The following is a 24,369-nucleotide window of genomic DNA, read 5'->3' as shown; positions in this document are numbered from 1 at the left end:
TCTGGGACCAGCAGGACTTCGACGGGTGCGCGAGCGTTCGTCGCCGAACTGGCGGAAGGGTCGAGCCGCCCGAAAGGACCGGGGCGACGCGGGCTCGCCGAACTCATGCGCAGAACGCCGGAACCGCACGCGGAACAACTCGCTGCGGCGACTCCGCACATCTTCGACGGCGCGCTGGGGGAGATCGAGAACTTGGCGGCGAAGCGGATTCCCGAACCGGTCGACTACCTGGACATGAGACGGTCGGCGGGCTGCACGCTCTGGGCGATCCGGCTGACCGAGTTCGCCACCGACCTGCCCTCACCACCGTCGACCACGGCCGTGCGCCGCCTGTACGACGTGTTCGGGGACGTGATCGACCTGCTCTCCTTCCGCAGGGAAACCGAGTACGAGCACGACGTCAGCAACGGTGTTGTTGCCTCTCAGGGGTTTCTGGGAGCGCCGGATGCCGTTGTCCGGGTGCGGCAGTTGCTCCAGGTGAGACTGGAGACCTTTGACCGGCTCGCCGAGCAGGTCCCGGCCGAGTACGCGCAGGCGTTGCGGACTGGATCGCGGGGTCCTACCAGTGGCATTCGGAGACCGCCCGGTACCGGGAATCCTCCTGGCGCAGGAAGATCCCCCCATTCCCTCACGCCGCACGGGCTGGGAACCGCGGGATTCGTCGTGCCGGGAGCCACGGCTGCGACCACAATGGGTGGATGACGGACAAGACACGGGCTGGTGCGCTGATCCTGGTCGCTGTCCTGCAGGTCGTCGCCGGGTTCGTCGGTGGCGCCGGGTTGTGGGGCGAGTCCGTCGGTGTCGTGGCCAATTCGTATCCCACGCTGTTGTTGCCCAGCGGTGCCGCGTTCACCATCTGGTCCTTGATCTACGTCGGCTTCGGGGCGCTGGCGGTCCGGCAGGCCTTACCTCGCCAGCGCGTCCGTGACGTGCACCAGCGGACAGGTTGGTGGCTGGTCGGTGCCGGTGTGCTGAACGCGTCGTGGATTCTGTTGTTCACGAATCGGCTGCTGCTGCCCGCACAGTTCGTGATCGTCGCGCTCCTGGTGTGCCTGCTCGGCGCGGCGCTGCGGCTCCAGCCCGCCGAAGGGTGGCTGGACAGGCTGTTGCTGCACATCCCGGTGATGGTCTACCTGGGTTGGGTCGCGGTCGCGACAGTCGCCGGGGCGGCCACGACGGCGGCCGCGTACGACGCGGCGCCGGGAACCGCGGCCGCGATCGTCGCACTGCTGCTCACCGGGTTGCTCGCGGCGCTCGCTGTCCTGCGGTTGCCTGCCGTGGCCGGGTTCGCGTCCGCGGTGTGCTGGGCGTTGGCGTGGATCGCCGCGAACTCGACGACTACGTGGGTTCTGGTTGCCGCGCTGGTCGCGATCGGGACGGTCGCTTGTGGTTTCGTCGTGCGGATCGACCGGCCTGGCAAGAGCACCGTCGCGTGGGGTTGACCTCGTATATGCCACTAGGGCTATATTGCTCATATGGCATCTATCTTCGAGGTGCTGGCCGAGCCCAGCCGCAGGGAGATTCTCGACCTGCTGCGGGCGGGTGAACGCCCCGTCAACGACCTGGTCGACCGGCTCCGGCTGACCCAGCCCACCGTGTCGAAACACCTCAAAGTGCTGCGGAGCGCGGGCCTCGTCGAGGTACGGCAGGACGCACAGCGCCGCTGGTACCGGCTGCGCCTCGAACCGCTCACCGAGCTCGACGCGTGGCTCCAGCCGTACCGGCGGATGTGGACGTCCAGTTTGGACGCCCTCGAACGGCACCTCGACACCATGGAGGACTGACGTGACCGAACGCGCCACCCTGAACACGATCGACGGCAAGCCCACGCTGCGTTTCGAGCGCAGACTGCGGCATCCACCAGCGAAAGTATGGCGAGCGGTCATGCAACCGGCCGAACTCGCGCACTGGTTCCCCGCGGCCGTGGAGGTCGAACTGCGGCCAGGCGCGCCCATGCGGTTCACCTTCGCCGAGGAAGCCGTTGTGGACGGTGTCTGGGACGGCGAGGTGCTCGAGGTCGACGAACCCAAGGTGTTCATGTTCCGCTGGAACCAGGACGTCCTGCGGTTCGAGCTGATCCCGGACGGCGACGGCTGCCTGCTCGTGTTCACCCAGACGGTGGGTGGTGGCTGGGTCGGCAAGCTCGGCGCGGCCAGGACCGCGTCCGGCTGGGACCAGTGCCTCGACGCGATGGTCGCCCAGCTGGACGGCCGGACGCCCGCGCAGGACGACGACTGGCTCGGCCGTGCGGAGAGCTACATCGAGCAGTTCGGTCTCGGCGAGGGCAGCGTGCACGAGGTCGACGGCGGCGTCGAACTGCGTTTCGCGCGGGATCTGGTGTGGAAGCCACAGGACGTGACGTGGGCTTTCCTGGTCGAGGACGCGCCGCTGGCAGGCGAGCCGCCGCTGCGCGCGACCAACGGGCACGTCCAACCAGGGAAGCTCACCACGGCGGACGCCCCGAGCACCCTGGAGTACGAGTGGCTGCACGACGGATCACCGGCGGGCACGGTCCGCTGGGTGTTCGTCTGGGACGAGACGCTGGGCAGCCGGGTCGAACTGACCCAATCCGTCCCGGCGGCGCTCTCCGAACACCATGCGGAATGGCTCGCCGCGTGGCAGGTTCACCTTGAGCTGTTCTTCGCCGGCCTGCACGGTGACGTCCGGTGTCCGTGGCCCGAGGACCGGGTCGCGGAGCTGACCAGGTACTACGAGACTCGACGGAGGCAGTAGCCAATGCGGTGTGTCGTCTTCGGCGCGACCGGCTACATCGGTGGACGGCTGATTCCCCAGTTGCTGGCAGCGGGCCACGAGGTACGCGCGGTCGCGCGGGATCCCGGCAAACTCGCCGAGGTCCCGTGGCGCGAGGACGTCGAGATCGTGCGCGGAGACGTCACCGATCCGGCGAGTGTCGCCGACGCCGTCCAGGGCCAGCAGGTCGTCTACTACCTCGTGCATTCGTTGCATCAAAAGGACTTCGTGGACATCGACCGCGCGGCGGCGGACAACGTGGCCAAGGCCGCGGCGCAGGCGAACGCCGAACGCATCGTCTACCTCGGCGGGATCACGCCTGACGGTGAGCTGTCGCCGCACCTGGCCTCCCGCAAGGAAGTCGGCGAGATCCTGCTCGCTTCGGGCGTACCGGCCGCGGTCCTGCGAGCCGCGATCATCATCGGCTCGGGTTCGGCGAGCTTCGAGATGTTGCGGTACCTGACCGAACGCCTGCCCGCGATGGTCACCCCGCGCTGGGTGCACAACCGGATCCAGCCGATCGCGGTCCGGGACGTGCTGCACTACCTCACGCGCGCGGCGACCCTGCCGCCCGAGGTCAACGGCGGCTTCGACATCGGCGGGCCGGACGTGGTGTCCTACTTGGACATGATGCGCCGGTACGCCGTCGTCGCCGGGCTGCAACGGCGTGTCGTTGTGCCCGTCCCTATCCTGACGCCGTGGTTGTCGGCGCAGTGGGTCAACTTGGTCACGCCGGTGCCGCGCAGCATCGCGGTGCCGTTGATCGAGTCGCTGGTGCACGAGGTGATCTGCCGGGACCACGACATCGACGGGCACATCCCGCCGCCTGCCGACGGCCTCGCCCACGTCGAGCACGCGATCGAACTGGCGCTGGCCAAGATCCGCGACGCCGACGTGCCCACGCGCTGGTCGGACGCGGGCGCGCCGAGCGACCCGCTGCCGACCGACCCCGACTGGTCCGGCGGGAGCATCTACACCGACGTCCGCGAAACCAGGACCAGCGCCGACCCGCGGACGTTGTGGTCGGTGATCGAGTCCATCGGCGGCGAGCACGGCTGGTACTCGTTCCCGCTGGCATGGTCGGTAAGGGGCTGGATCGACCGGCTCGCGGGCGGCGTGGGCCTGCGGCGCGGCCGGAAGGACCCACGCAGGCTGCACGTGGGCGAGGCGTTGGACTGGTGGCGCGTGGAGCACCTGGAACGCCCACACATGTTGCGGCTGCGCGCCGAGATGCGTGTCCCAGGGCGGGCGTGGCTGGAGTTGTGCGTCGTGCCGAACGGCGACGGCGGCGCGACCTACCGGCAACGGGCGATCTTCGAACCGCATGGTCTCGCCGGGCACCTGTACTGGAAGTCGATCGCGCCGTTCCACGGCGTCGTCTTCGGCGGTATGTCCCAGAACATCACTGGAGCAGCGGAAACCCTCGTGAGCGGCGCGGGGGCGAACCACTCACGAGGGTAAGGACCCGCAGCGTCAGTGCGCTGTGGTTCCCTTGCTGCGCAGGCGGCTCAACCGGTGCAGACCGCGCGGCTTCGGCTCTTCCTGCCTGGCGACGGTCTCGTCGGTCGCCGCGACCGTCTGGGGCTGTTGCGCCGGAACGGGATCCGTGACCGGCTCCTGCATCGGGGCAACCTGGACCGGCTCCGGCTCGGTCTCGATGACCTTGCGCCGCAACGGCACGATCGCGATGACCAGGCCGAGCAGGGCGATGCCGAGGTGCAACCAGTTGTCCGCGACGTTGAGGTTGAGCGGGTTGCCCAGTTCGGACACCGGGTTGGTCGACGTCAGCCCGACCAGCATCAGGCCCCAGACCAGCAGCGCACCGTACCCGGCGAACACCACCCAGCCGAAGAGCCGCGAGGTGGCCGACGTCAACGCCATCAGCAGTCCGACGAAGCCGAACAGCAGGTGGATCACGTTGTGCAGCGGGTTGATCGCGAACACGCCCCACAGCATCGTGTGGCCCTGACCGGCGAAGTCGTTGAAGCCGGTGTGTACGAAACCGATGACGCCAAGCGCGAGGAACGCCAATCCGACGAGTCCGGCCAGCACCTGGGTGGGCTGCAGGCGGGCCCGTACTGACTCAGCCATGACCAACTCCCTGGGGATGCGAATGTCGCCCCCAGGGTTCCCGGCAATTCAGGCGGCAAACCCAAACCGGATACGTTCCACTGTAGCCAACCCGCGCTGGCTGCGGTCGTCGCCGTGGCGCAAGCCGAGCCCAACCACTGCCAGGCCGCGCGCAAGCCGAGCCCACCACTGCCAGGCCGCGCGCAAGCCGAGCCCACCACTGCCAGGCCGCGCGCAAGCGCAGAGGTCGGCTTCGGGGGTGTCTCCTGCCCGTCGGCCTGGGCGAAGCCAACCACGGGCTGTCCAGAGGTCGGCCCACGACAACCAGCGCCAGCGACAGCCATACCGATCCTCTTGACAGTCCGTGGTTCCCTGGGGCAGGTCGACGGGCAGGGGACGCCCGCGCCCTGAAACCCCGGGTCACTGAAGCGTGCGCCGGGAGCAACACGGCGCGAAGACCTCCTGCTCAGAGGTCTGCCTCCCGGCGAGGGTCCGTCTTTCGTCTTTTCGTCTTTCGTATTTTCAGACCCAGGATCTCCATTGCGGGTCTAGTGACCACGCCTTACTCCTGGTCAAGGCTCGGATGCTGCGGGGGAAAGATAGCCCCTCGCCGGGAGCAGACCTCTGGGCAGGAGATGGAATGGGTGTACTCCCTACCCAAAGCAAAGATCCTGTTGTGTGTACCCGAGGCGAGGGTGTCTCCTGCCCGTCGACCTGCCCCAGGGAACCACGGACTATCAAGAGGATCGGTACCGCTATCGCCGGGCCTCCTTGAGCAGGCCGACCTCTTGACAGCCCGTGGTTGGCTTCGCCCAGGCCGACGGGCAGGAGACACCCCCGAAGCCCACCCCTGCGCTTGCGCGCAAGCCGCAAACCCCCGCGCTTGCGCTCAGGCCCCAAACCCTCTACCCTCGCCCACTCCCCGGCCAAGGCCCGGCTGCGGTTGCTCTGCTCTGGCGTGTGGTTGGCTGCGGCTTCTGCTGCTCTGCGCTGGCACCCAGCCGATCCAGGCTGGCCTGCGCTGGTAACTCTCAAGCGCCCGAGGCTGGAACCATGGTCAGCTGGCGCTCGCACCGATCACACGCCGGTTGTCACTCGGCTGAGTCGGCAGGCGCAGGATTACCCGGCACGAACTCGGCCACGGTCCGCCGGGCAGGCATCGGCGGTACGCTTCGCGGCTGTCCATTCCGAGCTCTTCGTGGGTGGCCGGTGTCAGGGGACTCAAGGGGCGTCAGGTACCGGTGAGGTGGCCTTCGCCGCAAACTCGAACCGGTCGAGAACGGTGTACTCGTAGCGCTGGGCCGCGCCGATCAGGACTATCTCGTTGATCGTCCACTCAGGACTTTCATATGGCAGGGCCAGCGGGTCTCCGTGGCCGATCGTCAGGTGCGGGTGCCATTCGTGCCGGTCGTTCCACCGCAGCGCCCTGCCGAGCGCGTCGAACGCGGGGTCCACACGGGACACGCCCATCCACAGCGTGTGTCCGAAGTTGCCCGCGCCGGTCAACGACACCCTGGGCGCCGCGAGCCCCTGCGTGCGTTCCCTGACCCACGGCGCGCGAGCCGCTGGGTCGTCCTCGCCGTAGTAACCGATGGTGATGTGCCAGCTTTCCTGGGGCACCCAGTCGGCGCCACTGGTCGTGGCGAGCGCTTCGGCGAGGTGTTCGCGCACCTCACGCGGTGGAATCGCTGCGGTGAACAGCCTCACGCCAGTGCACCGGCCCTGCGCAGCACCTCGGCCAGCGCGGGGTAACGGCCGTCCAGCAGACGAGCGGCCTCGGTCAACTCGTCCGCGCTCGCCGCCCTGCGCAGCAGCGCCAGCGCCGCCCGGTCCGCCCTGCCCGGGTCGACCGGCAACATGTCTCGGCTGACCGTCGGCTTGGAGTCCCGCACGTCCTCAAGGGCCTTCTGCAGCGCTTCCTTGCGGCCGGACGCGACCTCCGGCGTGAGCACCTTGCGCTCGAGCATGATCAGCCTCGCCAGCACCGACGGGTTGCCGATCTTCGCCCGCCTGCCGCTCATCACCTGGCTGAGCATGGGCGCGCTGATCCCCAGCACGTCGGCGAGGTTCGCCTGTGAGACGTCGAACGCCACCACGAGCCGCCGGACACGGTCGCCGAGCGGCTCGCCGTACCACTGTTTCTGCAGCTCCAGGTTGCGCTGGACGATCTTCTGGTCCTCCACCTTTGCCCCTCGTCGCAGGTTGGTTCCCCTGCATCTTGCCAGGCCAGAGCCCCTAGCGAGGCGATTTGCCAGATCTGGGCCGCGCCTAGGAGCCGCTCAGGATCTCCCGGGTCCTCGCCACGTCGGCGTGCATCTGCTCGAGCAACGCCTCGACGGTGTCGTAGCGCTCCATCGAACGCAACCGCTCGACGAAGTCCAGCCCGACGCGCTGACCGTAGAAGTCCTCGTCGACGTCGAGGACGAACGCCTCGACCCGGCGCTCGCGGCCGGAGAAGGTCGGGTTGGTGCCCACCGAGACCGCCGCCATCAGCGAGCGCTGGGCGCTGCCGCTGAGCGACGTGAACCGGCACGCGTAGACGCCGTCCGCGGGGACCGCCGTGTACCGGGGAGTCGAGAGGTTCGCGGTCGGGAACCCCAACTGGTGGCCGCGGCCGTCACCGCGCACCACGATGCCCTCGAGACGGTGCGGCCTGCCGAGCGCGGCCTCCGCGGCGACCACGTCCCCAGCGTCCACACAGGCGCGGATGTACGTCGAGGAGAACGTGATCTCGCCGTTGGTCGCCGACGTGAGCAGCTTGGCGCCCTCCACGCTGAACCCGAACCGGTGCCCGAGCTTGGTCAGCAGCTCGATGTCACCCTGCGCCTTGTGTCCGAACCGGAAGTTCTCGCCGACCACGACGGCCGACGCGTGCAGCCGGTCGACCAGCACCTCGTGGACGAACTCGTCCCCCGGCATCTTGGACAGTTCGACGGTGAACGGCAGCACGCAGAAGACGTCGACGCCCAGGTGCTCGACCAGTTCGGCCTTGCGGCGCAGCGTGGTCAGCTGCGCCGGGTGGCTGCCCGGCCGCACGACCTCGGACGGGTGCGGGTCGAACGTGACGACCACGCTGGGCACGTCGCGTTGACCGGCCAACTCGACCGCTCGCTCGATCAGGGCCTGGTGCCCCCGGTGCACGCCATCGAACACGCCGATGGTGGCAACGCATCGCCCCCAGCCGCCCGGAATATGTTCCAACCCGCGCCATCGCTGCACGGCCCCGAGCCTACGTGGTCCAGGGGTGTTCATCCCGCCGGGGCGAGTACGACTATGGGCCGCGCCACAGGCCCCTCGTCGGTCGCGAGCGCCAGCACGTGGCCGTCGGGGTCGAAGACGCCGTAGGTGCCCGTCACTCCGGCCGCGGGGATCCGCTGGCCGTAGCGCAGTGCGGCGGTCTGCCGTTCGTCCACGTCGTAGCGCTTGAACGCGGTCGCGACCGAGGTGTCCAGGTCGAGCGACAGGCCTGGGTTCTCCTCGAGCTGCTCCAGGGTGCGGGCGACACGCAGGTCGAACGGTCCGACCCTGGTCCGGCGCAGCGCCGCCAGGTGACCGCCGACACCGAGGTCGGCGCCGAGATCACGGGCCAGCGCGCGCACGTACGTGCCGGAGGAGCAGTCGACCATGGCGTCGATCTCGACCACTCCGTCCGCGCGCCGGATGGACAGCACGTCGAACCGGTTGACGGTGACCGGCCGGGCGGGGATCTCGACCTGCTCGCCTTCCCGGACCCGCGCGTACGCCCGTTTCCCGTCGATCTTGACGGCGCTGACCGAGCTGGGCACCTGCATGATGTCGCCGGTGAGCTTGCCGATCCCGGCGTGGACCGCCTCGTCGGAGACACCCGAAGCGTCCACTTCGGACAACGTGTCGCCCTCGGCGTCGTCGGTGGTCGTCGACGAGCCGAGCCGGATCGTGCCCAGGTAGACCTTGGTGTCCATGGCCAGGTGGCCGAGCAGCTTGGTGGCCCGCTCCACCCCGAGCACCAGCACACCGGTGGCCATCGGGTCGAGGGTCCCGGCATGGCCGACCTTACGAGTGCCGAGGATCCGGCGGACCTTGGCGACGACGTCGTGGGACGTCATGCCCGGCGCCTTGTCGACGACGACGAGACCGGGCGGGACAGCGGGGCGTTTCACGGACACGACGGGAATCCTCGCATCCGCGTCCCGGGACACGGCAAGGTATGCCTGATACGGCTGGCCGAAGCGGACAACCACCGAACCGCTTCCTGGTTTCCGGAAGGCGGTAATCCCGGTCTAACGGGCAGTTCGGCGTCGCGGGCCGCCCGGAGCCGTCCGGCGCGCAAAACCACCCGAACGGGCAAGTAGTCGCCCATCGAAAGCGGTGTGACCAGCGGATTCGCCGACATCGACCCGCCAGATCCCGGTTGCCGCAACATAAGCACGTCCGCGAATGTAATCGCGCAGGCGATGAGTCGGCCGCCCGTGCCCCGGCGACCGCCGCGACCAGCTTGTTCTGCCTGTCGGAGAGGCGATCCGGCGCACCGGGTCACTCGCAACCCTTGACCTCGTGGAAGTTGACTCTACTGGGAAAGAATCGTGATCCGTCAGGTCACTCCCTACCGTCCGGCGGCATTACGATCCCGTATAGAGACAAGGGCACATGGCAACACCGACACCTCCCAACTATCACGGCCGCCAATTGCTGAGGGAGCTCAAGCGGCTGCGTGAACTGGCTGGCATGACGCAGGACGAGGCAGGCCGAAGGCTGCACATGACCCTGCAGAAGCTCAGCCGGATCGAGAACGGGCAACTGCCCGGCTACCACGAGCTGCGCGCGATGCTCCGCGTCTACGGCCTGCCCCGGCACGACTGGGAAGACCCGCTGGCGCTGTGGGAGCTGGCCCGCAAACGCGGCTGGTGGCGCGATTTCGGCCTCAAGGACTCCGGGTACGTGTGCATGGAGCACGAGGCCGAGCACCTGACGGAGTTCCAGCTCGGCACCCTGCCCGCACTGATGCAGACCGAGCAGTACGCCTGCGCCAGCCTCAAGCACACGACCGATCCGCAGACGGCGGTGAGCATCCGGCTACGTCGTCAACAGCGCTTGCTCGGCAAGAACCCGTTGGTCCTGCACTCGTTCGTGCACGAACCGGTGCTGCACCAGGGAGTCGACCGCGAGCAGCTGCGCCTGCTGGTCGACCGGGCGCAGTTGGCGTGCGTGACGCTGCGGATCGTGCCGCAGACAGCCGGTCTGCACAGCGGACTGGACGGGTCGGTGATGCTGCTGTCGTTCAGCGACCCGCACGAGCCGGACATCGTTTTCACCGAGTCCGCGCTCGGCCTCGCCCAGACGCAGGACCCCGGCAAGACGGCGGTCATCCGCAGCAGACTCGACCGGCTCGCCGAGATCGCACTGCCGCCGGACGACTCGCTGAACACGATCAGGGCGCTGATCTGGTGACGGTCACGACGCGCTGAGCGCGACCGAGTCCCAGCGACGCTGCCGGATCCGGACCGGCACCTGTTCGCCGCGCGCCTGCGCCGCGAACACATGGGCCCTGGTGCGCCGCCACCACACGGCGGTGCGCCAGGTCCCCAGCGTCGTCAACACGACCGAGACGATCATCGCGTACTCGAACGAGTCCGTGATGTCGAGCACCAGGCCGATGCCCAGCGCGGCAAGGGTTGTCGCGAGAAACCCACCGACGTTGACCACACCGCTCGCGGTGCCCACGCGTGACAGCGGGTTGTAGTCGCGTCCGATCGAGAACCCGATGGCCGACAACGGCAGACCGAGCGACAACACCGCGAACACGACCCCGAGCAGGACCGGCGGCAACGGCCCCAGCAGCAGCACGGCCCACAGGCCGACCGCGACGACGAGGTACCCGGCGACGAGGAACATCCGCAGTTCCGGCCAACGGCCGATCACGGCACCGATCAGCGGACCGCTGACGATCGTCACGATCACCATCACGCCGACCACCGAGCTGGCGACCGCCTCGGAAAGGCCGTGCGCGCGGACGAGATAGGGAAATCCCCACAGCAACGTCAGCACAGCGGGCAGTTGCATCGTGGCGAAATGCACCCAGAACCCCAGCCGGGTTCCCGGAATCCGCCATGTCTCCCGCACTCCGCGCGCCACATCACGGATCTTGGTCGCTTCCGTGCGCGGGGCAGGGCCGTGCGGCGTGTCCTTCAGGCGGGACGCGACGATCGCGTACACGCCCGTCACCAGACCGGTGACGAGGAACGTCGTCGTCCAACCCGCGTTGTGCAGAAGCAGCGTCAACGGCACAGTCGCCGCCAGGTTGCCCAGTCCGCCGAGCGCCGCGGTGAGCGAGACCACAAGGGAGTACTGGCGCGCCGAGAAGTGCGCGGATGCCAGGCGCAGCAAGCTGATGAACGTCATCGCGTCGCCGAAGCCCAGTACCGCGCGGGCGACAAGGCCGAGCGGGTACGAGGTCACGAGGGCGAACAGCACCTGCCCCGTGCCCATCAGCAGAGCCGCCGCCGTGAGGATCCTGCGCGGGCCGAACCGGTCGACCAGCAGACCGGTCGGGACCTGCATCGAGGCGTACACCAGCAGCTGCAGCACGGTGAACGTGCCGAGCGCGGCGGGGCCGACACCGAACCTGTTCGACGCCTCGAGGCTGGCCACACCGAGCGAGCCGCGGTGGAAGACCGCCGCCATGTAGACGAACACTGCCGTTGCCCAGATCACCCACGCCTTGGTGGCGGCGCGCAAGACGACCCCTCTCCGATCAATTAGATAGCAAACCTATGCTAACGAATCGCTCCCACCACAGCCCACCCGCCGGAACGTGTGCGCAACAGCACAGTCACCAGGCGGATGGCCATGAACGCGGCCAGTCCCGTCCAGATCCCGGACAGGCCCCAGTCGAACGCCATCGACAGCCAGATGAACGGCAGGAAACCGACGATCGCCGCCAGCAAGGTGGCGTTGCGCATGAACGCCGCGTCACCGGCGCCGAGCAGGACACCGTCCAACGCGAACACCACGCCGCAGATCGGCTGCAGTGCGACGAAAAACCACCACGCGTTGGGAATCTCGGCGAGCACCTGCGCGTCCGGCGTGAACACCCGTGGCAACACAGTGGACAGTGCGGCGAACACCACACCCAGCATCGACCCGAACACCAGCCCGTACCCGGTCACCTGCCAGGCGACCTTGTGCGCCGCCCGTTCGTCCTCCTTGCCCAACGCCTCGCCGACCAGCGACTGCGCCGCGATCGCGAGCGAGTCGAGCACGAGCGCGAGGAACGTCCACAGTTGCAGGACCACCTGGTGGGCGCCGACGGCAGCGGTGGAGGTGTGCGCGGCGACCGTGGTCGCCGAGATGAAGCACGCCTGGAACGCCAGGCTGCGCACGACCAGGTCACGCCCGAGACCCAGCTGCGCACGCATCTTGGCGTAGTGCGGCCGCAACGGGACCCGTTCGACGATCAGCGCACGGACGAACAGCGATGCCGAGATCACCTGCGCGACGACGTTGGCGATCGCCGAACCCTCCAGGCCCCAGTCGGCCACGTACACCAGGATCGGGCACAGCAACGCCGACAGGCCGTTGCCCGCGAGAACGTAACGCAGTGGGCGGACCGTGTCCTGGACGCCGCGCATCCACCCGTTGCCCGCCATGGTGATCAAGATGAACGGCACACCCAGCAACGCGATCCGCAACCAGCTGACCGCGGCGTCCGCCACCTCCTGCGAGCCGGACAGCAGCTCGGCGATCGGCCGCGCCAGCACCTGCCCGGCGACGATGAGCACCAGACCGACCGAGACCGCGAGCCAGGTCGCCTGCACCCCTTCGGCAACCGCGTCCGCCCGCCTGCCTGCACCGTGTAACCGCGCGACACGGGCGGTCGTGCCGTAGGACAGGAAGGTCATCTGGGTCGACACCTGCGCGAGCACGATGCCCGCCACCGACAGACCCGCCAGTGGGACGGCACCGAGATGACCGACCACGGCCGTGTCGACCAGCAGGTACAGCGGCTCGGCGGCGAGCACGCCCAACGCGGGGACGGCAAGCGAGAGCAAGCGCCTCAGCGGCGTCACGAGCATCCCCCTGGGTAAGGTGTGCAATCGAGTTTGACCCCTGACAGGGTAGGTGTAAGGACCGTTCATGGACAACGCCGATTACCTGGATGTGGCCCTGCGCGTGGCCAACGCCACACTGGCGGACGTATCCGCACTTCAAGAGGCACTGCACGACGAGCCGTGGTGGGCGAGCCGGCTGACCGTCGACGACCTGACCGCCCTGCGCCCAGTCGCCGACGGCTTGTGCAAGGTGCTCGCCGCCGCGGTCTCGGACAACACACCGGGCGTGCGTACCGCGGTGAACGAACTGCTGGAGGCCTATCCCCTGCGGCCACGTCTGTCCGCCGGCCACGACACGGAGGCGAACTGGCACATCCACGTCGCCGACCCGGACGAGCCGCCAGCGACCGAGGTCGCCGCCGCGGTGGCATGGGGAATCGCGCAGGGAATCGTGCGGTACGGCCTGTCCAGGTGGGGCCGGTGCGCGGACGAGAACTGCGAGAACTACTTCCTGGACACGTCGACCAACCGCGCGAAGCGGTACTGCTCGTCACGATGCGCCAACCGCGTACATGTAGCTGCGCACCGTTCCCGGCAACGATCCATCGACCAGGCCCTAGGGTAAGAGGGTGAGCGATCTCGACAGCGCGGTAGAGCTGCTACGGACGGCCACCGACGTGACCCTGCTGGCCCACGTCAACCCGGATGCCGACGCGCTGGGCAGCGCGCTCGCCCTCGGGCTGGCGCTGCACCGCCGTGGCGCCACGGTCCGTGTGTCGTTCGGTTCGCCCGACACCGTCCCGGAAACACTCCTTCCGTTGGACTACGCGGGTTTGCTGGTGCCGGCCAGGGCCGTCCCCGAGGTCGCCCCGCTGGTGATCGCACTGGACACGGGCAGCGTCGCCCGGCTGGGCGAACTCGGCGACCGCGTGGCCAACACGATCGCCGCGGGCGGCAACGTCCTCGTCGTCGACCACCACGCCTCGAACACCTACTACGGCACGCACCATTTCGTGGACGACACCGCCGTGGCAACGGCCGCGCTGGTGGCGGCCTTGCTGGACGCCCTCGAAGTGGAGTTGGACAGCGAACTGGCCACCTGCGTCTACGCCGGGATCGTCACCGACTCCGGATCGTTTCGCCGCGCGACACCGGAGACGCACCAACTGGCGGCGCGGCTGCTGGCCGCGGGCGTGGATCCCGACAAGACCGCGCGCGAGCTGATGGAAGAACACCCGTTCACCTTCCTGCCGATGCTCTCGACCGTGCTGGGCCGCGCGAAGCTGGACAAGGCGGCCGCCGGTGGCCGCGGTGTCGTGTACACGTACGTCACCCTCGAGGACTCGGCGAACGTCCGGCCGGAGGAGATCGAGTCCGTCGTGGAGATCGTGCGATCGGCGCGGGAAGCCGAAGTGGCCGTGGTGTTCAAGGAGATGCAGCCGCTGTCGTGGACCGTGTCGCTGCGTTCGGTGTCCGATGTGGACGTCAAGGACGTCGCGACCGCGCTCGGTGGCGGCGGGCACCGCCGAGCCGCCGGGTACTCGGCGGAAGGCCCGATCGAGCCGCTGATCGAGGCCCTGCTGGCTACGCTGTCCCGCTGATCCGTTTGCCGACGAAGGAAAGGACCTCGGGCAACACACCGGCCCAGTAGGACTCGTCGTGCGCGCCGGGCGTGAACGACGAGATGGCCGCGCGTGCCCGGCCGGCAAGGGCCCTGGCCACGGTGATGAACGGATCGCTTGCCCCGCACCAGACACCGAGTGGCACACCGGCGATCTCGTCGACGTGCCGCAGCGGCTCGTTGGCCTCCCAGTGCGCCTGGTCGGCGAAGACGCGCTTGGCCTTGGCGTTCGGCCAGTCACGGAACAACGCCGGGCTGATCGCGGCGACGGCTTTGAGGTCCTTCCGTGTCCGCGTGAACCGCAGTGCCCCGAAGGCACCCATGGAGATCCCGAACGCGGCCTGGATCGAGCCGAGTTCGGTCAGCAGCATCCGTTGCGGGTCGTCGCCGGGCTTCCCGTCCACCCAGTAGGTCTCCTGCCCGCCGTCGACCGAGATGACGGCGAACGGCGGCACCCCGGCCCGCACGACCTCGGTGAGGAACTTCTGCACACCGAGCGAGACCATCCAGTTCGCGTCACCGCCACGACCGTGCAGCGCCACGCACTTCGGCAGGCCGCCGGGCGCGTGGCCGTCCGGTGCCATCGTGATCACCTTGACCGCACGGCCACGCGCCTTCGACGCGACCGTGACCGTGGTCGTCGACTCGACCGGTTTCGGCGTCGGCGTGTCCGATGTGGGCGGGTTCGCCGTCGTCTGCCCGGTCGAACACCCGGTGGCCAGCGCCGCGGCCCCGCCGATGACCAGTGCTCTCCTCGATGCCCCCATACGGCCAACCTACGCGGTCACGGGCTTGCCTGTCTCCAGAAGGGTCTTCAGGCCCGACACCAGTTGGGGCCACCCGCCGCTCTGCGGCAGCTGACCGCTGATGGCCTTGTGCATCAAGCTGTCCGCGTCGAAGTCGTCGTGGACGACCGTCAACTTGACCTGCTGCTCGGCCGGTTCCAGCAGGAACGTCACCTTGGACCGGCGCCGCTTGTTCTCCTCGGCGAGTTCCGCAGCGGTCAGGCCGAAGATCTCCCCGTGCATGGGCTGCAACTGGTGCCAGCTGTAGGAGAGCCGCGTGTACGGTTCGGCGACGAGCACGACCTGGCCCTGGTCCTCGACCGGCCCGCCTTCCTCGTACTGCAGGTCGACCCGTGAACCGACCTGCCAGTCGGACACGAGCGCGAGGCCACCCCAGTACTGGCGGGTGAACTCCGGCTCGGTCAGCGCCCGCCACAGCTTCTCGGGGGTGGTGCTGATGTAGCTGGTGTAGACGAACTCGGGCTTGTCCATGGTGCGTTGCTCCAATGCGGTCTTCAGGTCGCCGAGCGTCTGGACCCGGCCGAGGTGGTACTGGTTGATCCACCGGTCGGCGATGGCGTTGATCGGCTCGGCGTTGAGGTAGTGCAGTTTTTCCCTGCCGCGCCGCACGGTCGTGACCAAGTTGGCGGTGATCAGGACCGCCAGGTGCTTGCTGACCGACTGGCGCGCCATGTCCAGCTCGCCGCACAACTCGCGCAAGGTCTGTCCGGTACGACGGTTGAGACTGTCCAGCAGGCATCGACGGCCGGGATCGGCCAACGCCCGGAACACTTCGTCCATACCCTCACCTCGCATAGGCAGCCGTTTGGCTGCCTGAACAATAGGCAGCCGTACGGCTGCATGTCAACCCTGTCGGTCCCTGCCGCTAGCGTGGCGGGGTGCCATCGAACTGGGAGCGGTCACTGACCTCCCTGCTCAGCCCGGACGCCGAGCAGGGTGGTGCGCCGCTGGGCATCGAGCTGACACTGGCGACGGAGCCGTTGCTCTCGCGCGCCCGCAGCTCAGGCCCCACCGTCTTCGCGAAACTGGTGCGGCAGGGCCGCAGCGGCTGGGTCAGCGGCGGTGTGAGCTGGGGCAGGCTGACCCCGTTCGAGGGCTATGCTGCCGCACACGTCCGTGTCCTGCGCGAGATCCACGCGGTCTACCAGGCGCAGGACATGATCCCCCGTGACGACAAGATGATCGACCTCGCCCGGTTCGACACCCGGCACCTGTGGGCCCTGCTGGACGAGGCGGTGCGCGTCGGCGTCACCCTGGTCAACGCCGACTTCCACCCCGCCGAACTGTGCCTGGACGTGACCAGTGACGCCGGTCTGCTCGTCACCCCGGTCATCCGCGTGGAAGGGCAAGGCCCGGCGTCCGCTGTGCGGTTCCTCGGCGCGGGACACGGCCTTGTGTACGTCAGCCAGGAGGAGCTCGACGAGACCGGGGCGGCCGACGAGTGCCGGATCGGGCTGGCGAAGCTTGCCCAGCCCGCGCCGGAGTCCTTGCAGGACATGGTTGTCGGCGAGCACAGGCTGCAGATCCCCGTTTCGGAGCGGGACCGGTTCGTCAACCGCTACTACCCCCGGCTGCGGCACACCGCCCAGTTCGTGTCGTCGGACGGCTCGTTCGCCCCGCCGACGATCTCCGGGCCGGTGCTGCGGCTGAACGCGGCCTACCGCAACGACCACGAGCTGGACCTGGACTGGGAATGGCTCTACCGGATCGGCACGTCCGAGCTCCACGCGGCGCTGGACGCGGAGCCGGAGGCCTACCGCGACCCGGACGCCGAACGCGAGATCCTGGCCCGACTGCCCCGGAAACCCGTGGCGACAACGCTGCGGGACGTGGATACCATGCGGTTCACCACGGAGGAGCTGGCCCGGTTCGACGAACTGCCGGGCGTCGAGGTCGAGGTCATCGGTGTGCGGCCGGACTACCGCGAGGCGAGCGTGGTCCGGATCGGCTTGTCTACTTCGGACACGCCGGGGAAGACGGACTGGTTCGACCTGACCGTGACGATCACCGTCGACGGGCGCACGGTGCCGTTCATGGACGTCTTCCTGGCGCTGACCAGGGACGAGACGTACCTGCTGTTGCCGGACGGCGCCTACTTCTCCCTGCAGAAGCCGGAACTGCGGACGTTGCACAAGCTGATCGTCGAAGCCCGCGGGTTGCTCGACCAGCGGAGCGACTCGTTGCGGATCAGCCGCTTCCAGGCGGGACTGTGGGACGACCTGGTCAACATCGGCGTGGTCGACCACCAGGCGGGCGCGTGGCGCAAGCAGGTCGGCGGCTTGCTGGACGAGGTGCCGGAGTACGACGTGCCCGAGTCGCTGGACGCCCGGTTGCGGCCGTACCAGCTGGACGGGTTCCGCTGGCTGGCCTTCCTGTGGGAGAACGACCTCGGCGGCATCCTGGCCGACGACATGGGCCTCGGCAAAACCCTGCAAACACTCGCCCTCATCTGCCACGCCAAAACCGACACGCCGTTCCTCGTAGTGGCGCCGACCAGCGTGGTGACAACGTGGCAGGCCGAGGCAGCCCGGTTCGCGCCAGAGCTGCGCGTGGTGACCATCTCGGACACACTGCGGCACAAGGACTTGCCCGCGCTCATCGCCGGAGCGGACATCGTACTGACGTCGTACACCTTGATGCGCCTGGACTTCGACCGTTACTCGAAGATCAAGTGGGCGGGGATGGTGCTCGACGAGGCGCAGGTGGTCAAGAACCACCAGTCGAAGGTGCACCAGTGCGCCAGGCGCATGCCCGCGCCGTTCAAACTGGCGATCACAGGCACGCCGATGGAGAACAACCTGATGGAGCTGTGGTCGCTGCTGTCGATCACCGCGCCGGGCCTGTTCCCCAGTCCCGTGCGGTTCCAGCAGTACTACGCGCGAAGGATCGAACGAACCGGAGAACCCGGCCTACTGGCACAACTCCGGCGCAGAATCCGCCCACTGGTGAAACGCCGGACCAAGGACCAGGTGGCGACAGACCTGCCACCGAAGCAGGAACAGGTGCTGCACGTCGAACTGCACCCCAAGCACCGCAAGGTCTACCAAACCCACCTGCAACGAGAACGCCTACGAATCCTCGGCATGGTCAGGGACATGAACACCAACCGGTTCACCATCTTCCGGTCGCTGACGATGCTGAGACAACTGAGCCTGCACCCCGCACTGATCGACGAAGAACACAGCGACCTCCCGTGCGCGAAGATCGACGCACTGCTCGACCAAGTGCACGACGTCGTCGCAGGTGGACACCGCGCGCTGGTGTTCAGCCAGTTCACCACCTTCCTGGACATAGTGCGGTCCCGCCTGGACATCCCGTACTGCTACCTGGACGGCTCGACACGCGACCGCGACAAGGTAATCCAACGGTTCAAGAACGGCACGGCCCCCGTATTCCTGATCAGCCTCAAAGCAGGCGGATTCGGCCTGAACCTGACCGAAGCCGACTACTGCTTCCTCCTCGACCCATGGTGGAACCCAGCGACGGAAGCACAGGCAGTCGACCGCACCCACCGAATCGGCCAGTCGAAGACAGTGCTGGTCTACCGCCTGATAGCGAAAGACACGATAGAAGAGAAAGTGATGGCACTGAAGGCAAAGAAAGCAGAACTCTTCACCAGCGTGCTGGACGAGGGAGACATGTTCGGCGCGAGCCTGACCGCCGAAGACATCCGCGAACTGCTCTCCTAACGCGAAAAATGCCCGGCAAAGACAGGTCCAACCGGATCTTGATGAACATGCACACCCCTCGCCTCAACCCCGGCCAGCACGGCCAGAGTAGGCGACCCGCAGCCAAGCAGCGGAGTGTGCGGCTGCGCGAGCAAGCGCGTGGCCTACTCTCCGAACGCAAGGGCAAGACGACCGCCAACCCAAGTCAGCCGCGCGCTAGCGCAGAGTGGTGCTTCGGGGGTGTCTCCTGCCCGTCGGCCTGGGCGAAGCCAACCACGGGCTGTCAAGAGGTCGGCCTGCCCAAAGAGCCCCAGCGACAGCCATACCGATCCTCTTGATAGTCCGTGGTTCCCTGGGGCAGGTCGACGGGCAGGGGACACCCGCGCCCTGAAACCCCGGGACATAAAAACATGCGCCGGGAGGAACACGGCGCGAAGACCTCCTGCTCAGAGGTCTGCCTCCCGGCGAGGGACCCCTTCTTTTTGTCTTTTCAGACCCGGAATCTCCAGTTCCGGGTCGGGTGACCACGCCTTACTCCTGGTCAAGGCTCGGGATCCTGCGGGGGAAAAGATAGCCCCTCGCCGGGTGGCAGACCTCAAAGCAGGAGATGGGGTGGGTGTACTCCCTGCCCAAGCCGAGATCCTGTGGTGTGTACCCGAGGCGCGGGCGCCTCCTGCCCGTCGACCTGCCCCAGGGAACCACGGACTATCAAGAGGATCGGTATGGCTGTCGCCGGGGCTCCTTGGGCAGGCCGACCTCCTGACAGCCCGTGGTTGGCTTCGCCCAGGCCGACGGGCAGGAGACACCCCCGAAGCCCACCCCTGCGCTTGCGCGCTAGCCGTTGCGGGTTGCTCTGCGCTGGCGCGGCCGCAACCCCCTGCGCTTGCGCGCGGCCGCAACCCCCTGCGCTTGCGCGCGGCCGCAAACCCCTGCGCTTGCGCGCAGGCCGAAACACCTCGTGAGTGTTTACGCGGGCTTGGGTTCTAACCCGCGTGAACACTCACGAGGTGCAAGCTTCCGCGCAAGCCGCAAACCCCCGCGCTGGCGCGCGAGCCACCCGCCCTGCGCTTGCGCGCGAGCCGCCTGCCCTGCCCTGCGGGTTCGCCTGACCGGCGTCCCCCAAGATCTCCAGCACCACGCCGAAGGCTCGCCGACCACGGCTGGGCTGCTGGTGCTCTCCGCTTGCCTGCGAGCCGCAACCTTGTCTGTCCTGACCCACACTGCGTAGACGTGGCTGGGCATGGCGAGTTCAGTGGTGGAGTCGGCGAGTTCGCCGATCCGCTGTTGACCTACGCAACCGCCCACCTGTCCATACCTCTGCACCTCATACCCCGGCCAGACCTCGCAGTAGCGCGTTGCGGGGGCATTTATTGCGCGTCGGCTGGCTGCGGGGCTCGGTTGTGGGTGTGGGTGTTGTTTTGGTTGGGGCGGTCGTCGAATTGGGTTCGGTAGAGCTCCGCGTAGCGGCCGTTGGCTGCCAGCAGTTCTTCGTGGGTTCCGCGTTCTACCGTGCGGCCTGCTTCGATGACCAGGATCAGGTCTGCTGCTCGGACTGTGGACAGGCGGTGGGCGATGACCAGTGCTGTTCGGCCTGCCAGGGCTTCTCCCAGTGCTTCCTGGACCGCTGCTTCCGATGACGAGTCCAGGTGGGCGGTGGCTTCGTCGAGGATCACCACACGGGGGTTGGCCAGCAGGAGGCGGGCGATGGTCAGTCGTTGGCGTTCGCCGCCGGAGAGGCGGTATCCGCGTTCGCCGACGACTGTGTCCAACTGGTCCGGCAAGGAGCGGACCAGGTCCGCCAGGCGTGCGTGGGTGAGCGCGTCCCAGAGTTCCTCGTCTGCCGCTGTGGGCCGGGCCAGGCGGAGGTTGTCGCCGATCGACTCGTGGAACAGGTGGCCGTCCTGGGTCACCAGGCCCATGGCGTCGCGGATCGAGGTGAAGGACAGGTCCTTGACGTCCACTCCGGACAGTCGGATGGCGCCGGAGTCCACGTCGTAGAGCCGGGGCGCGAGGGACGCGATGGTCGACTTGCCCGCACCCGACGAGCCGACCAGGGCGACCAACTGGCCTGGTTCCGCGCGGAAGGAGATCCCGTGCAGCACTTGTTCGCCGCCACGGCTGTCCAGCGCTGCCACTTCCTCGAGGGAAGCCAACGACACCTTGTCCGCCGCCGGGTAGGAGAAGTTCACGTTGTCGAACTCCACCGAGACCGGGCCGTCCGGCACCTGCCGCGCGTCCGGCTTCTCCTTGATCAACGGCTGCAGGTCGAGCACCTCGAAGACGCGCTCGAAGCTGACCAACGCGGTCATCACGTCCACACGCGCGTTGGCCAGGCCGGTCAGCGGTTGGTAGAGCCTGGTCAGCAACAGCGCGAGGGTGACCACCGTGCCCGCGTCCAGCTGTCCTTCCAGGGACAGGTATCCGCCGAGGCCGTACACCAATGCCAACGCCAGTGCGGAGACCAGCGACAGCGCGGTCATGAAGAACCATTGGTTCACCGCCGCGCGCACGCCGATGTCCCGCACGCGGCGAGCGCGCCTGCCGAACTCGTTCGACTCGTCCTGCGGGCGGCCGAACAGCTTGATCAGGGTGGCACCGGGGGCGGAGAACCGCTCGGTCATCTGGGTTGTCATCGCCGCGTTGTGCTCGGCCGCCTCGCGTTCCATCCCGGCCAGCCTGCGGCCCATCCGCCGTGCGGGCAGGTAGAAGATCGGCAGCAGGATCAACGCCAGCAGGGTGATCTGCCACGACAGGGCGATCATCACGACGAGCGTCAGCACGAGCGCGATGATGTTGTTGGTGACCATGGACAGTGTCATCGTGAACGCGCGCTGCGCGGCGATCACGTCGTTGTTCAACCTGCTGACGAGGGCGCCTGTCCTCGTTCGGGTGAAGAAGGCGACCGGCATCCGCTGCACGTGGTCGAACACCGCCTGCCGCAGTCGGAGGATGAGCTCCTCGCCGACACTCGCCGACCGCCAGCGCTCGACGATGCCGACCACCGCGTCGACGATCGCGATCGCGGCGATCACCAGCGCGAGGGTGACGACGATGCCGCTGTCCTCCTTGTTCATGATCGCGTCCACCACCCGCCCCGCGATCACGGGCGTGGCAACGGCGAGCACCGCGGAAACGGCGCTCAACAGCAGCAACGCCAGCACGGCGCCGCGCAGCGGCCGGGCGAACCGGATGATCCGGCGGACAGTCGCCCGGCCGATCCGTTTGCCCCCTTCCTGCATGGCGCTCTCCATCGCCATCCAGGACGAGAAGTTCAGGTCCACGGTGCTCTCCCCAGGCTGGTTCGTCCGGCGGTCTTGGACAGTCTTGAACCTCAAGCTTTGTTGAGGTCAACTCGTCGGGCAAAACGACCGTAGCGGGTGGGTCTGACAATTTCGGACCGTCCGGCCGAGCACCGCACGGTCGCGGAGGTGGGAACAGCTAAGCTCGCAGCCCCGACCGGCCAACACTGCGCAGGAGACGATGACCCGCTACGCACTTCTAGTCCTCCCTGCGATGAACCGGGTGTACGCCGAGTCGTCGGTCGGGCTGACCATCGCCGAGCTGGGCGTGTTCGACCAGGCCGTGCTCGGCGGCAAGCTGACCGACATAGCCGAGACCCGGATCGGCGGCGTGCCGTACGTGGCGTTCGAAGCCGACGAACTGACGCCGAAGGACGCGGACTACCTGGCCAACATGTCGGCCATCTACGCGCTTTTCCGGATGGATGGCCGACTGCTCGACCCGGTCGAACTGCGGCCGCTGGACAAGTTCGACGACGACCTGATCACCATCCAGAAGTACCAGGGCAAGACCAACGAGCACTTCACCAAGCTCCTGCTGAACGTCACCCTGCTCGCCTCCGCCCGCGCCGACGAGATGCTCGACCGGCGGTTCAAGGTGTTCGATCCCTTGTGCGGCAGGGGAACCACGCTCAACCAGGCGCTGATGTACGGCTACGACGCGGCCGGTCTCGACATCGACACCAAGGACTTCGAGGCGTACTCGACGTTCCTGCAGACGTGGCTGAAGCGCAAACGGCTCAAGCACGACGCCGAGATCACGCGGATCCGCCGTGAGCACAAGAACATCGGCAAGCGGCTGCACGTCTCCGTCGGCGTCAGCAAGGAAAGCTACAAAGCGGGCGACGCGTTGGACCTGACGTACATCAACGGCGACACCGCGAAAGCCGCCGAGTTCTACAAGTCAGGCAGCTTCGACCTGGTGGTCGCGGACGCGCCCTACGGCGTGCAGCACGGCAGCCGAACCCAGCAGCACGGACTGCACCGCAGCCCGCTCGACCTGGTCGAAGCGGCGGCTCCCGGATGGACCAAGCTGCTCAAACCCGGTGGGGCGCTGGGCATTTCGTGGAACACGAACGTCGCACGACGGGACGACGTCGCCGAGGTGCTCGCCGGAGCCGGCCTCGAACCGGTGGAAACCGGGCCGTACCTGGACTTCCAGCACCGCGTCGACCAGGCGATCGTCCGCGACATCGTGGTCGCCCGCCGCCCCTGACCGTTGGCAACCAATGTGGCCTTCGTTGCGCAAAACGCTACGAAGGCCACATTGGTTGCACGGAAAGCTCGGTTAGTCCTCGAGGTCGGGATCGCGGGGAGCTCGGTACGGGTCGGGCTCGCCCGCGGGCTTGGCGCCGGTCGCGATCCGCGCGACCTCCTCGTCGGCTTCCTTGACCTTGGCGAGCAGATCGTCCATCCGCCGGGCGTCCTCGGGGATCGTGTCGGCCATGAACGTCAGCGTCGGCGTGAAGCGGACGCCAGTACCTTGGCCGACAAGGGATCGGAGCACGCCTTTCGCGCTCTCCAGCGCGGCTGCGGCACCTTTGGTGTCCGGCGCGGCGTTGAGCGAGTCCCCGAAGACCGTGTAGTACACGGTCGCGTCCTGCAGGTCACCCGTCAGCTTGACGTCGGTGATGGTCACCAGCGTCAGCCGGGGGTCCTTGACCTCGTGCTCCAGTGCGGACGCCACGATTTGCTTGATCCGCTTCGCAAGTTTGCGGGCGCGGGCCGGGTCGGCCACGGCGCTCCCCTCCTCCATCGTCTAAAAATCTACTCGTCCTCGGGACCGACGAGCCGGTGCCGGGCGGACAGCAGCTGCAGTTCCGGACGGCCGGACACGAGCCGTTCGCACGCGTCGAGCAGCTCACGCACGTGCGTGGCGTCCGGTGCCACCACCGCGACCCCGATCAGGGCGCGGCGGTGCAGGTCGAGGTGACCGGCCTCGGCCACGCTGACCTCGAACTTGCGCCGCAGCTCCGCGACGACCGGACGAACGACCGACCGCTTCTCTTTGAGCGAATGGACGTCACCGAGCAGGATGTCCAGCTCGAGCGCACCGACGTACAACAGGCATCACCATGGGGAATTGTCGGAGAAAAACCGTGTGGGGCCTGGGGACCAGGCCCCACA

The 24,369-nt window shown here is 67.9% G+C and carries 22 protein-coding genes; 10 read left to right on the top strand and 12 right to left on the bottom strand.

The window, feature by feature from the left end; translation table 11 throughout:
• Window positions 1–48 precede the first annotated feature (48 nt).
• Genes ALI144C_RS48390 through ALI144C_RS48370 form a run of 5 tightly spaced genes read left to right on the top strand, consistent with a single transcriptional unit; the run spans window position 49 to window position 4,212 of the window.
• Window positions 49–702: a terpene synthase family protein gene (locus ALI144C_RS48390; protein WP_269086752.1), complete on the top strand. Its 654-nt coding sequence runs from the start codon at window positions 49–51 to the stop codon at window positions 700–702.
• The gene (locus ALI144C_RS48385; RefSeq protein ID WP_076994047.1) at window positions 699–1,442 is read left to right on the top strand and encodes a hypothetical protein; all 744 of its coding nucleotides are present in this window, start codon (window positions 699–701) and stop codon (window positions 1,440–1,442) included. Before ALI144C_RS48390 ends, ALI144C_RS48385 begins: the two co-directional genes overlap by 4 nt.
• A 33-nt stretch (window positions 1,443–1,475) precedes the next feature.
• Window positions 1,476–1,784 carry an ArsR/SmtB family transcription factor gene (locus ALI144C_RS48380; RefSeq protein WP_076994046.1) on the top strand — a complete coding sequence of 103 codons (309 nt, stop codon included), beginning with the start codon at window positions 1,476–1,478 and terminating at the stop codon, window positions 1,782–1,784.
• 1 nt (window position 1,785) lies between these two features.
• A complete protein-coding gene (locus ALI144C_RS48375; RefSeq protein ID WP_076994045.1) occupies window positions 1,786–2,733 on the top strand; it encodes an SRPBCC family protein in 948 nt (315 codons plus the stop codon).
• Window positions 2,734–2,736: 3 nt separating this feature from the next.
• On the top strand, window positions 2,737–4,212 hold the full coding sequence (locus ALI144C_RS48370) for an SDR family oxidoreductase (protein WP_076994044.1): 1,476 nt from the start codon (window positions 2,737–2,739) through the stop codon (window positions 4,210–4,212).
• Between the two features lie 12 nt (window positions 4,213–4,224).
• Here the strand turns inward: ALI144C_RS48370 and ALI144C_RS48365 are convergent, their stop codons facing one another.
• The 5 genes from ALI144C_RS48365 to truB form a co-directional block, all read right to left on the bottom strand.
• The gene (locus tag ALI144C_RS48365) at window positions 4,225–4,842 is read right to left on the bottom strand and encodes a DUF4383 domain-containing protein (RefSeq protein ID WP_076994043.1); all 618 of its coding nucleotides are present in this window, start codon (window positions 4,840–4,842) and stop codon (window positions 4,225–4,227) included.
• Window positions 4,843–6,042: 1,200 nt separating this feature from the next.
• Window positions 6,043–6,528, bottom strand: coding sequence for a 2'-5' RNA ligase family protein (locus ALI144C_RS48360; RefSeq protein WP_076994042.1), 486 nt, complete (start codon window positions 6,526–6,528; stop codon window positions 6,043–6,045).
• On the bottom strand, window positions 6,525–7,004 hold the full coding sequence (locus ALI144C_RS48355; protein ID WP_054294827.1) for a transcriptional regulator: 480 nt from the start codon (window positions 7,002–7,004) through the stop codon (window positions 6,525–6,527). Before ALI144C_RS48355 ends, ALI144C_RS48360 begins: the two co-directional genes overlap by 4 nt.
• Before the next feature lie 85 nt (window positions 7,005–7,089).
• On the bottom strand, window positions 7,090–8,040 hold the full coding sequence (locus tag ALI144C_RS48350) for a bifunctional riboflavin kinase/FAD synthetase (RefSeq protein WP_076994041.1): 951 nt from the start codon (window positions 8,038–8,040) through the stop codon (window positions 7,090–7,092).
• A 29-nt stretch (window positions 8,041–8,069) separates the two neighbouring features.
• A complete protein-coding gene (gene truB, locus ALI144C_RS48345; RefSeq protein WP_143231478.1) occupies window positions 8,070–8,960 on the bottom strand; it encodes a tRNA pseudouridine(55) synthase TruB in 891 nt (296 codons plus the stop codon).
• 526 nt (window positions 8,961–9,486) lie between these two features.
• Between truB and ALI144C_RS48340 the strand changes: the two genes are divergently transcribed.
• Window positions 9,487–10,248: a helix-turn-helix domain-containing protein gene (locus ALI144C_RS48340; RefSeq protein WP_168211527.1), complete on the top strand. Its 762-nt coding sequence runs from the start codon at window positions 9,487–9,489 to the stop codon at window positions 10,246–10,248.
• A 3-nt stretch (window positions 10,249–10,251) separates the two neighbouring features.
• Here the strand turns inward: ALI144C_RS48340 and ALI144C_RS48335 are convergent, their stop codons facing one another.
• Together ALI144C_RS48335 and ALI144C_RS48330 are read right to left on the bottom strand one after the other, a co-directional pair.
• Entirely contained in the window at window positions 10,252–11,481 is a 1,230-nt protein-coding gene (locus ALI144C_RS48335) for an MFS transporter (protein WP_083754146.1), read from the bottom strand.
• A gap of 92 nt (window positions 11,482–11,573) precedes the next feature.
• The gene (locus tag ALI144C_RS48330; RefSeq protein ID WP_441297615.1) at window positions 11,574–12,866 is read right to left on the bottom strand and encodes an MATE family efflux transporter; all 1,293 of its coding nucleotides are present in this window, start codon (window positions 12,864–12,866) and stop codon (window positions 11,574–11,576) included.
• A gap of 67 nt (window positions 12,867–12,933) precedes the next feature.
• Here ALI144C_RS48330 and ALI144C_RS48325 point away from each other — a divergent pair, with 67 nt between their 5' ends.
• Window positions 12,934–13,473: a CGNR zinc finger domain-containing protein gene (locus ALI144C_RS48325; protein ID WP_076994037.1), complete on the top strand. Its 540-nt coding sequence runs from the start codon at window positions 12,934–12,936 to the stop codon at window positions 13,471–13,473.
• Between the two features lie 4 nt (window positions 13,474–13,477).
• On the top strand, window positions 13,478–14,449 hold the full coding sequence (locus tag ALI144C_RS48320; protein WP_076994036.1) for a DHH family phosphoesterase: 972 nt from the start codon (window positions 13,478–13,480) through the stop codon (window positions 14,447–14,449).
• On the opposite strand, the gene ALI144C_RS48315 is transcribed toward ALI144C_RS48320, so the two are convergent.
• Both ALI144C_RS48315 and ALI144C_RS48310 read right to left on the bottom strand, forming a co-directional pair.
• Window positions 14,433–15,236, bottom strand: a complete 804-nt coding sequence (locus ALI144C_RS48315; protein ID WP_076994035.1) for an alpha/beta hydrolase — start codon at window positions 15,234–15,236, stop codon at window positions 14,433–14,435. The two genes, ALI144C_RS48320 and ALI144C_RS48315, sit on opposite strands and share 17 nt — an antisense overlap.
• Before the next feature lie 9 nt (window positions 15,237–15,245).
• Window positions 15,246–16,055 (bottom strand): ArsR/SmtB family transcription factor, encoded by an 810-nt coding sequence (locus ALI144C_RS48310; protein WP_076994034.1) that lies wholly within the window; start codon window positions 16,053–16,055, stop codon window positions 15,246–15,248.
• A 98-nt stretch (window positions 16,056–16,153) separates the two neighbouring features.
• Here ALI144C_RS48310 and ALI144C_RS48305 point away from each other — a divergent pair, with 98 nt between their 5' ends.
• The gene (locus ALI144C_RS48305) at window positions 16,154–18,964 is read left to right on the top strand and encodes a DEAD/DEAH box helicase (protein WP_083754047.1); all 2,811 of its coding nucleotides are present in this window, start codon (window positions 16,154–16,156) and stop codon (window positions 18,962–18,964) included.
• A gap of 1,346 nt (window positions 18,965–20,310) precedes the next feature.
• Here the strand turns inward: ALI144C_RS48305 and ALI144C_RS48300 are convergent.
• Complete coding sequence (locus tag ALI144C_RS48300; RefSeq protein ID WP_076994817.1) at window positions 20,311–22,200, bottom strand: ABC transporter ATP-binding protein; 1,890 nt, start codon at window positions 22,198–22,200, stop codon at window positions 20,311–20,313.
• A 223-nt stretch (window positions 22,201–22,423) separates the two neighbouring features.
• On the opposite strand from ALI144C_RS48300, the gene ALI144C_RS48295 reads away from it, so the two are divergent.
• Window positions 22,424–23,458 carry a TRM11 family SAM-dependent methyltransferase gene (locus tag ALI144C_RS48295; protein WP_076994033.1) on the top strand — a complete coding sequence of 345 codons (1,035 nt, stop codon included), beginning with the start codon at window positions 22,424–22,426 and terminating at the stop codon, window positions 23,456–23,458.
• Window positions 23,459–23,530: 72 nt separating this feature from the next.
• Here ALI144C_RS48295 and rbfA read toward each other — a convergent pair whose 3' ends face one another.
• Window positions 23,531–23,980: a 30S ribosome-binding factor RbfA gene (gene rbfA, locus ALI144C_RS48290; protein WP_076994816.1), complete on the bottom strand. Its 450-nt coding sequence runs from the start codon at window positions 23,978–23,980 to the stop codon at window positions 23,531–23,533.
• A gap of 29 nt (window positions 23,981–24,009) precedes the next feature.
• A complete protein-coding gene (locus ALI144C_RS48285) occupies window positions 24,010–24,306 on the bottom strand; it encodes a DUF503 domain-containing protein (protein ID WP_076994032.1) in 297 nt (98 codons plus the stop codon).
• Window positions 24,307–24,369 lie beyond the last annotated feature (63 nt).

The organism is Actinosynnema sp. ALI-1.44 (assembly GCF_001984155.1).
Taxonomy (GTDB): domain Bacteria; phylum Actinomycetota; class Actinomycetes; order Mycobacteriales; family Pseudonocardiaceae; genus Kibdelosporangium.
This window is presented reverse-complemented; position numbering and strand designations above follow the sequence as displayed.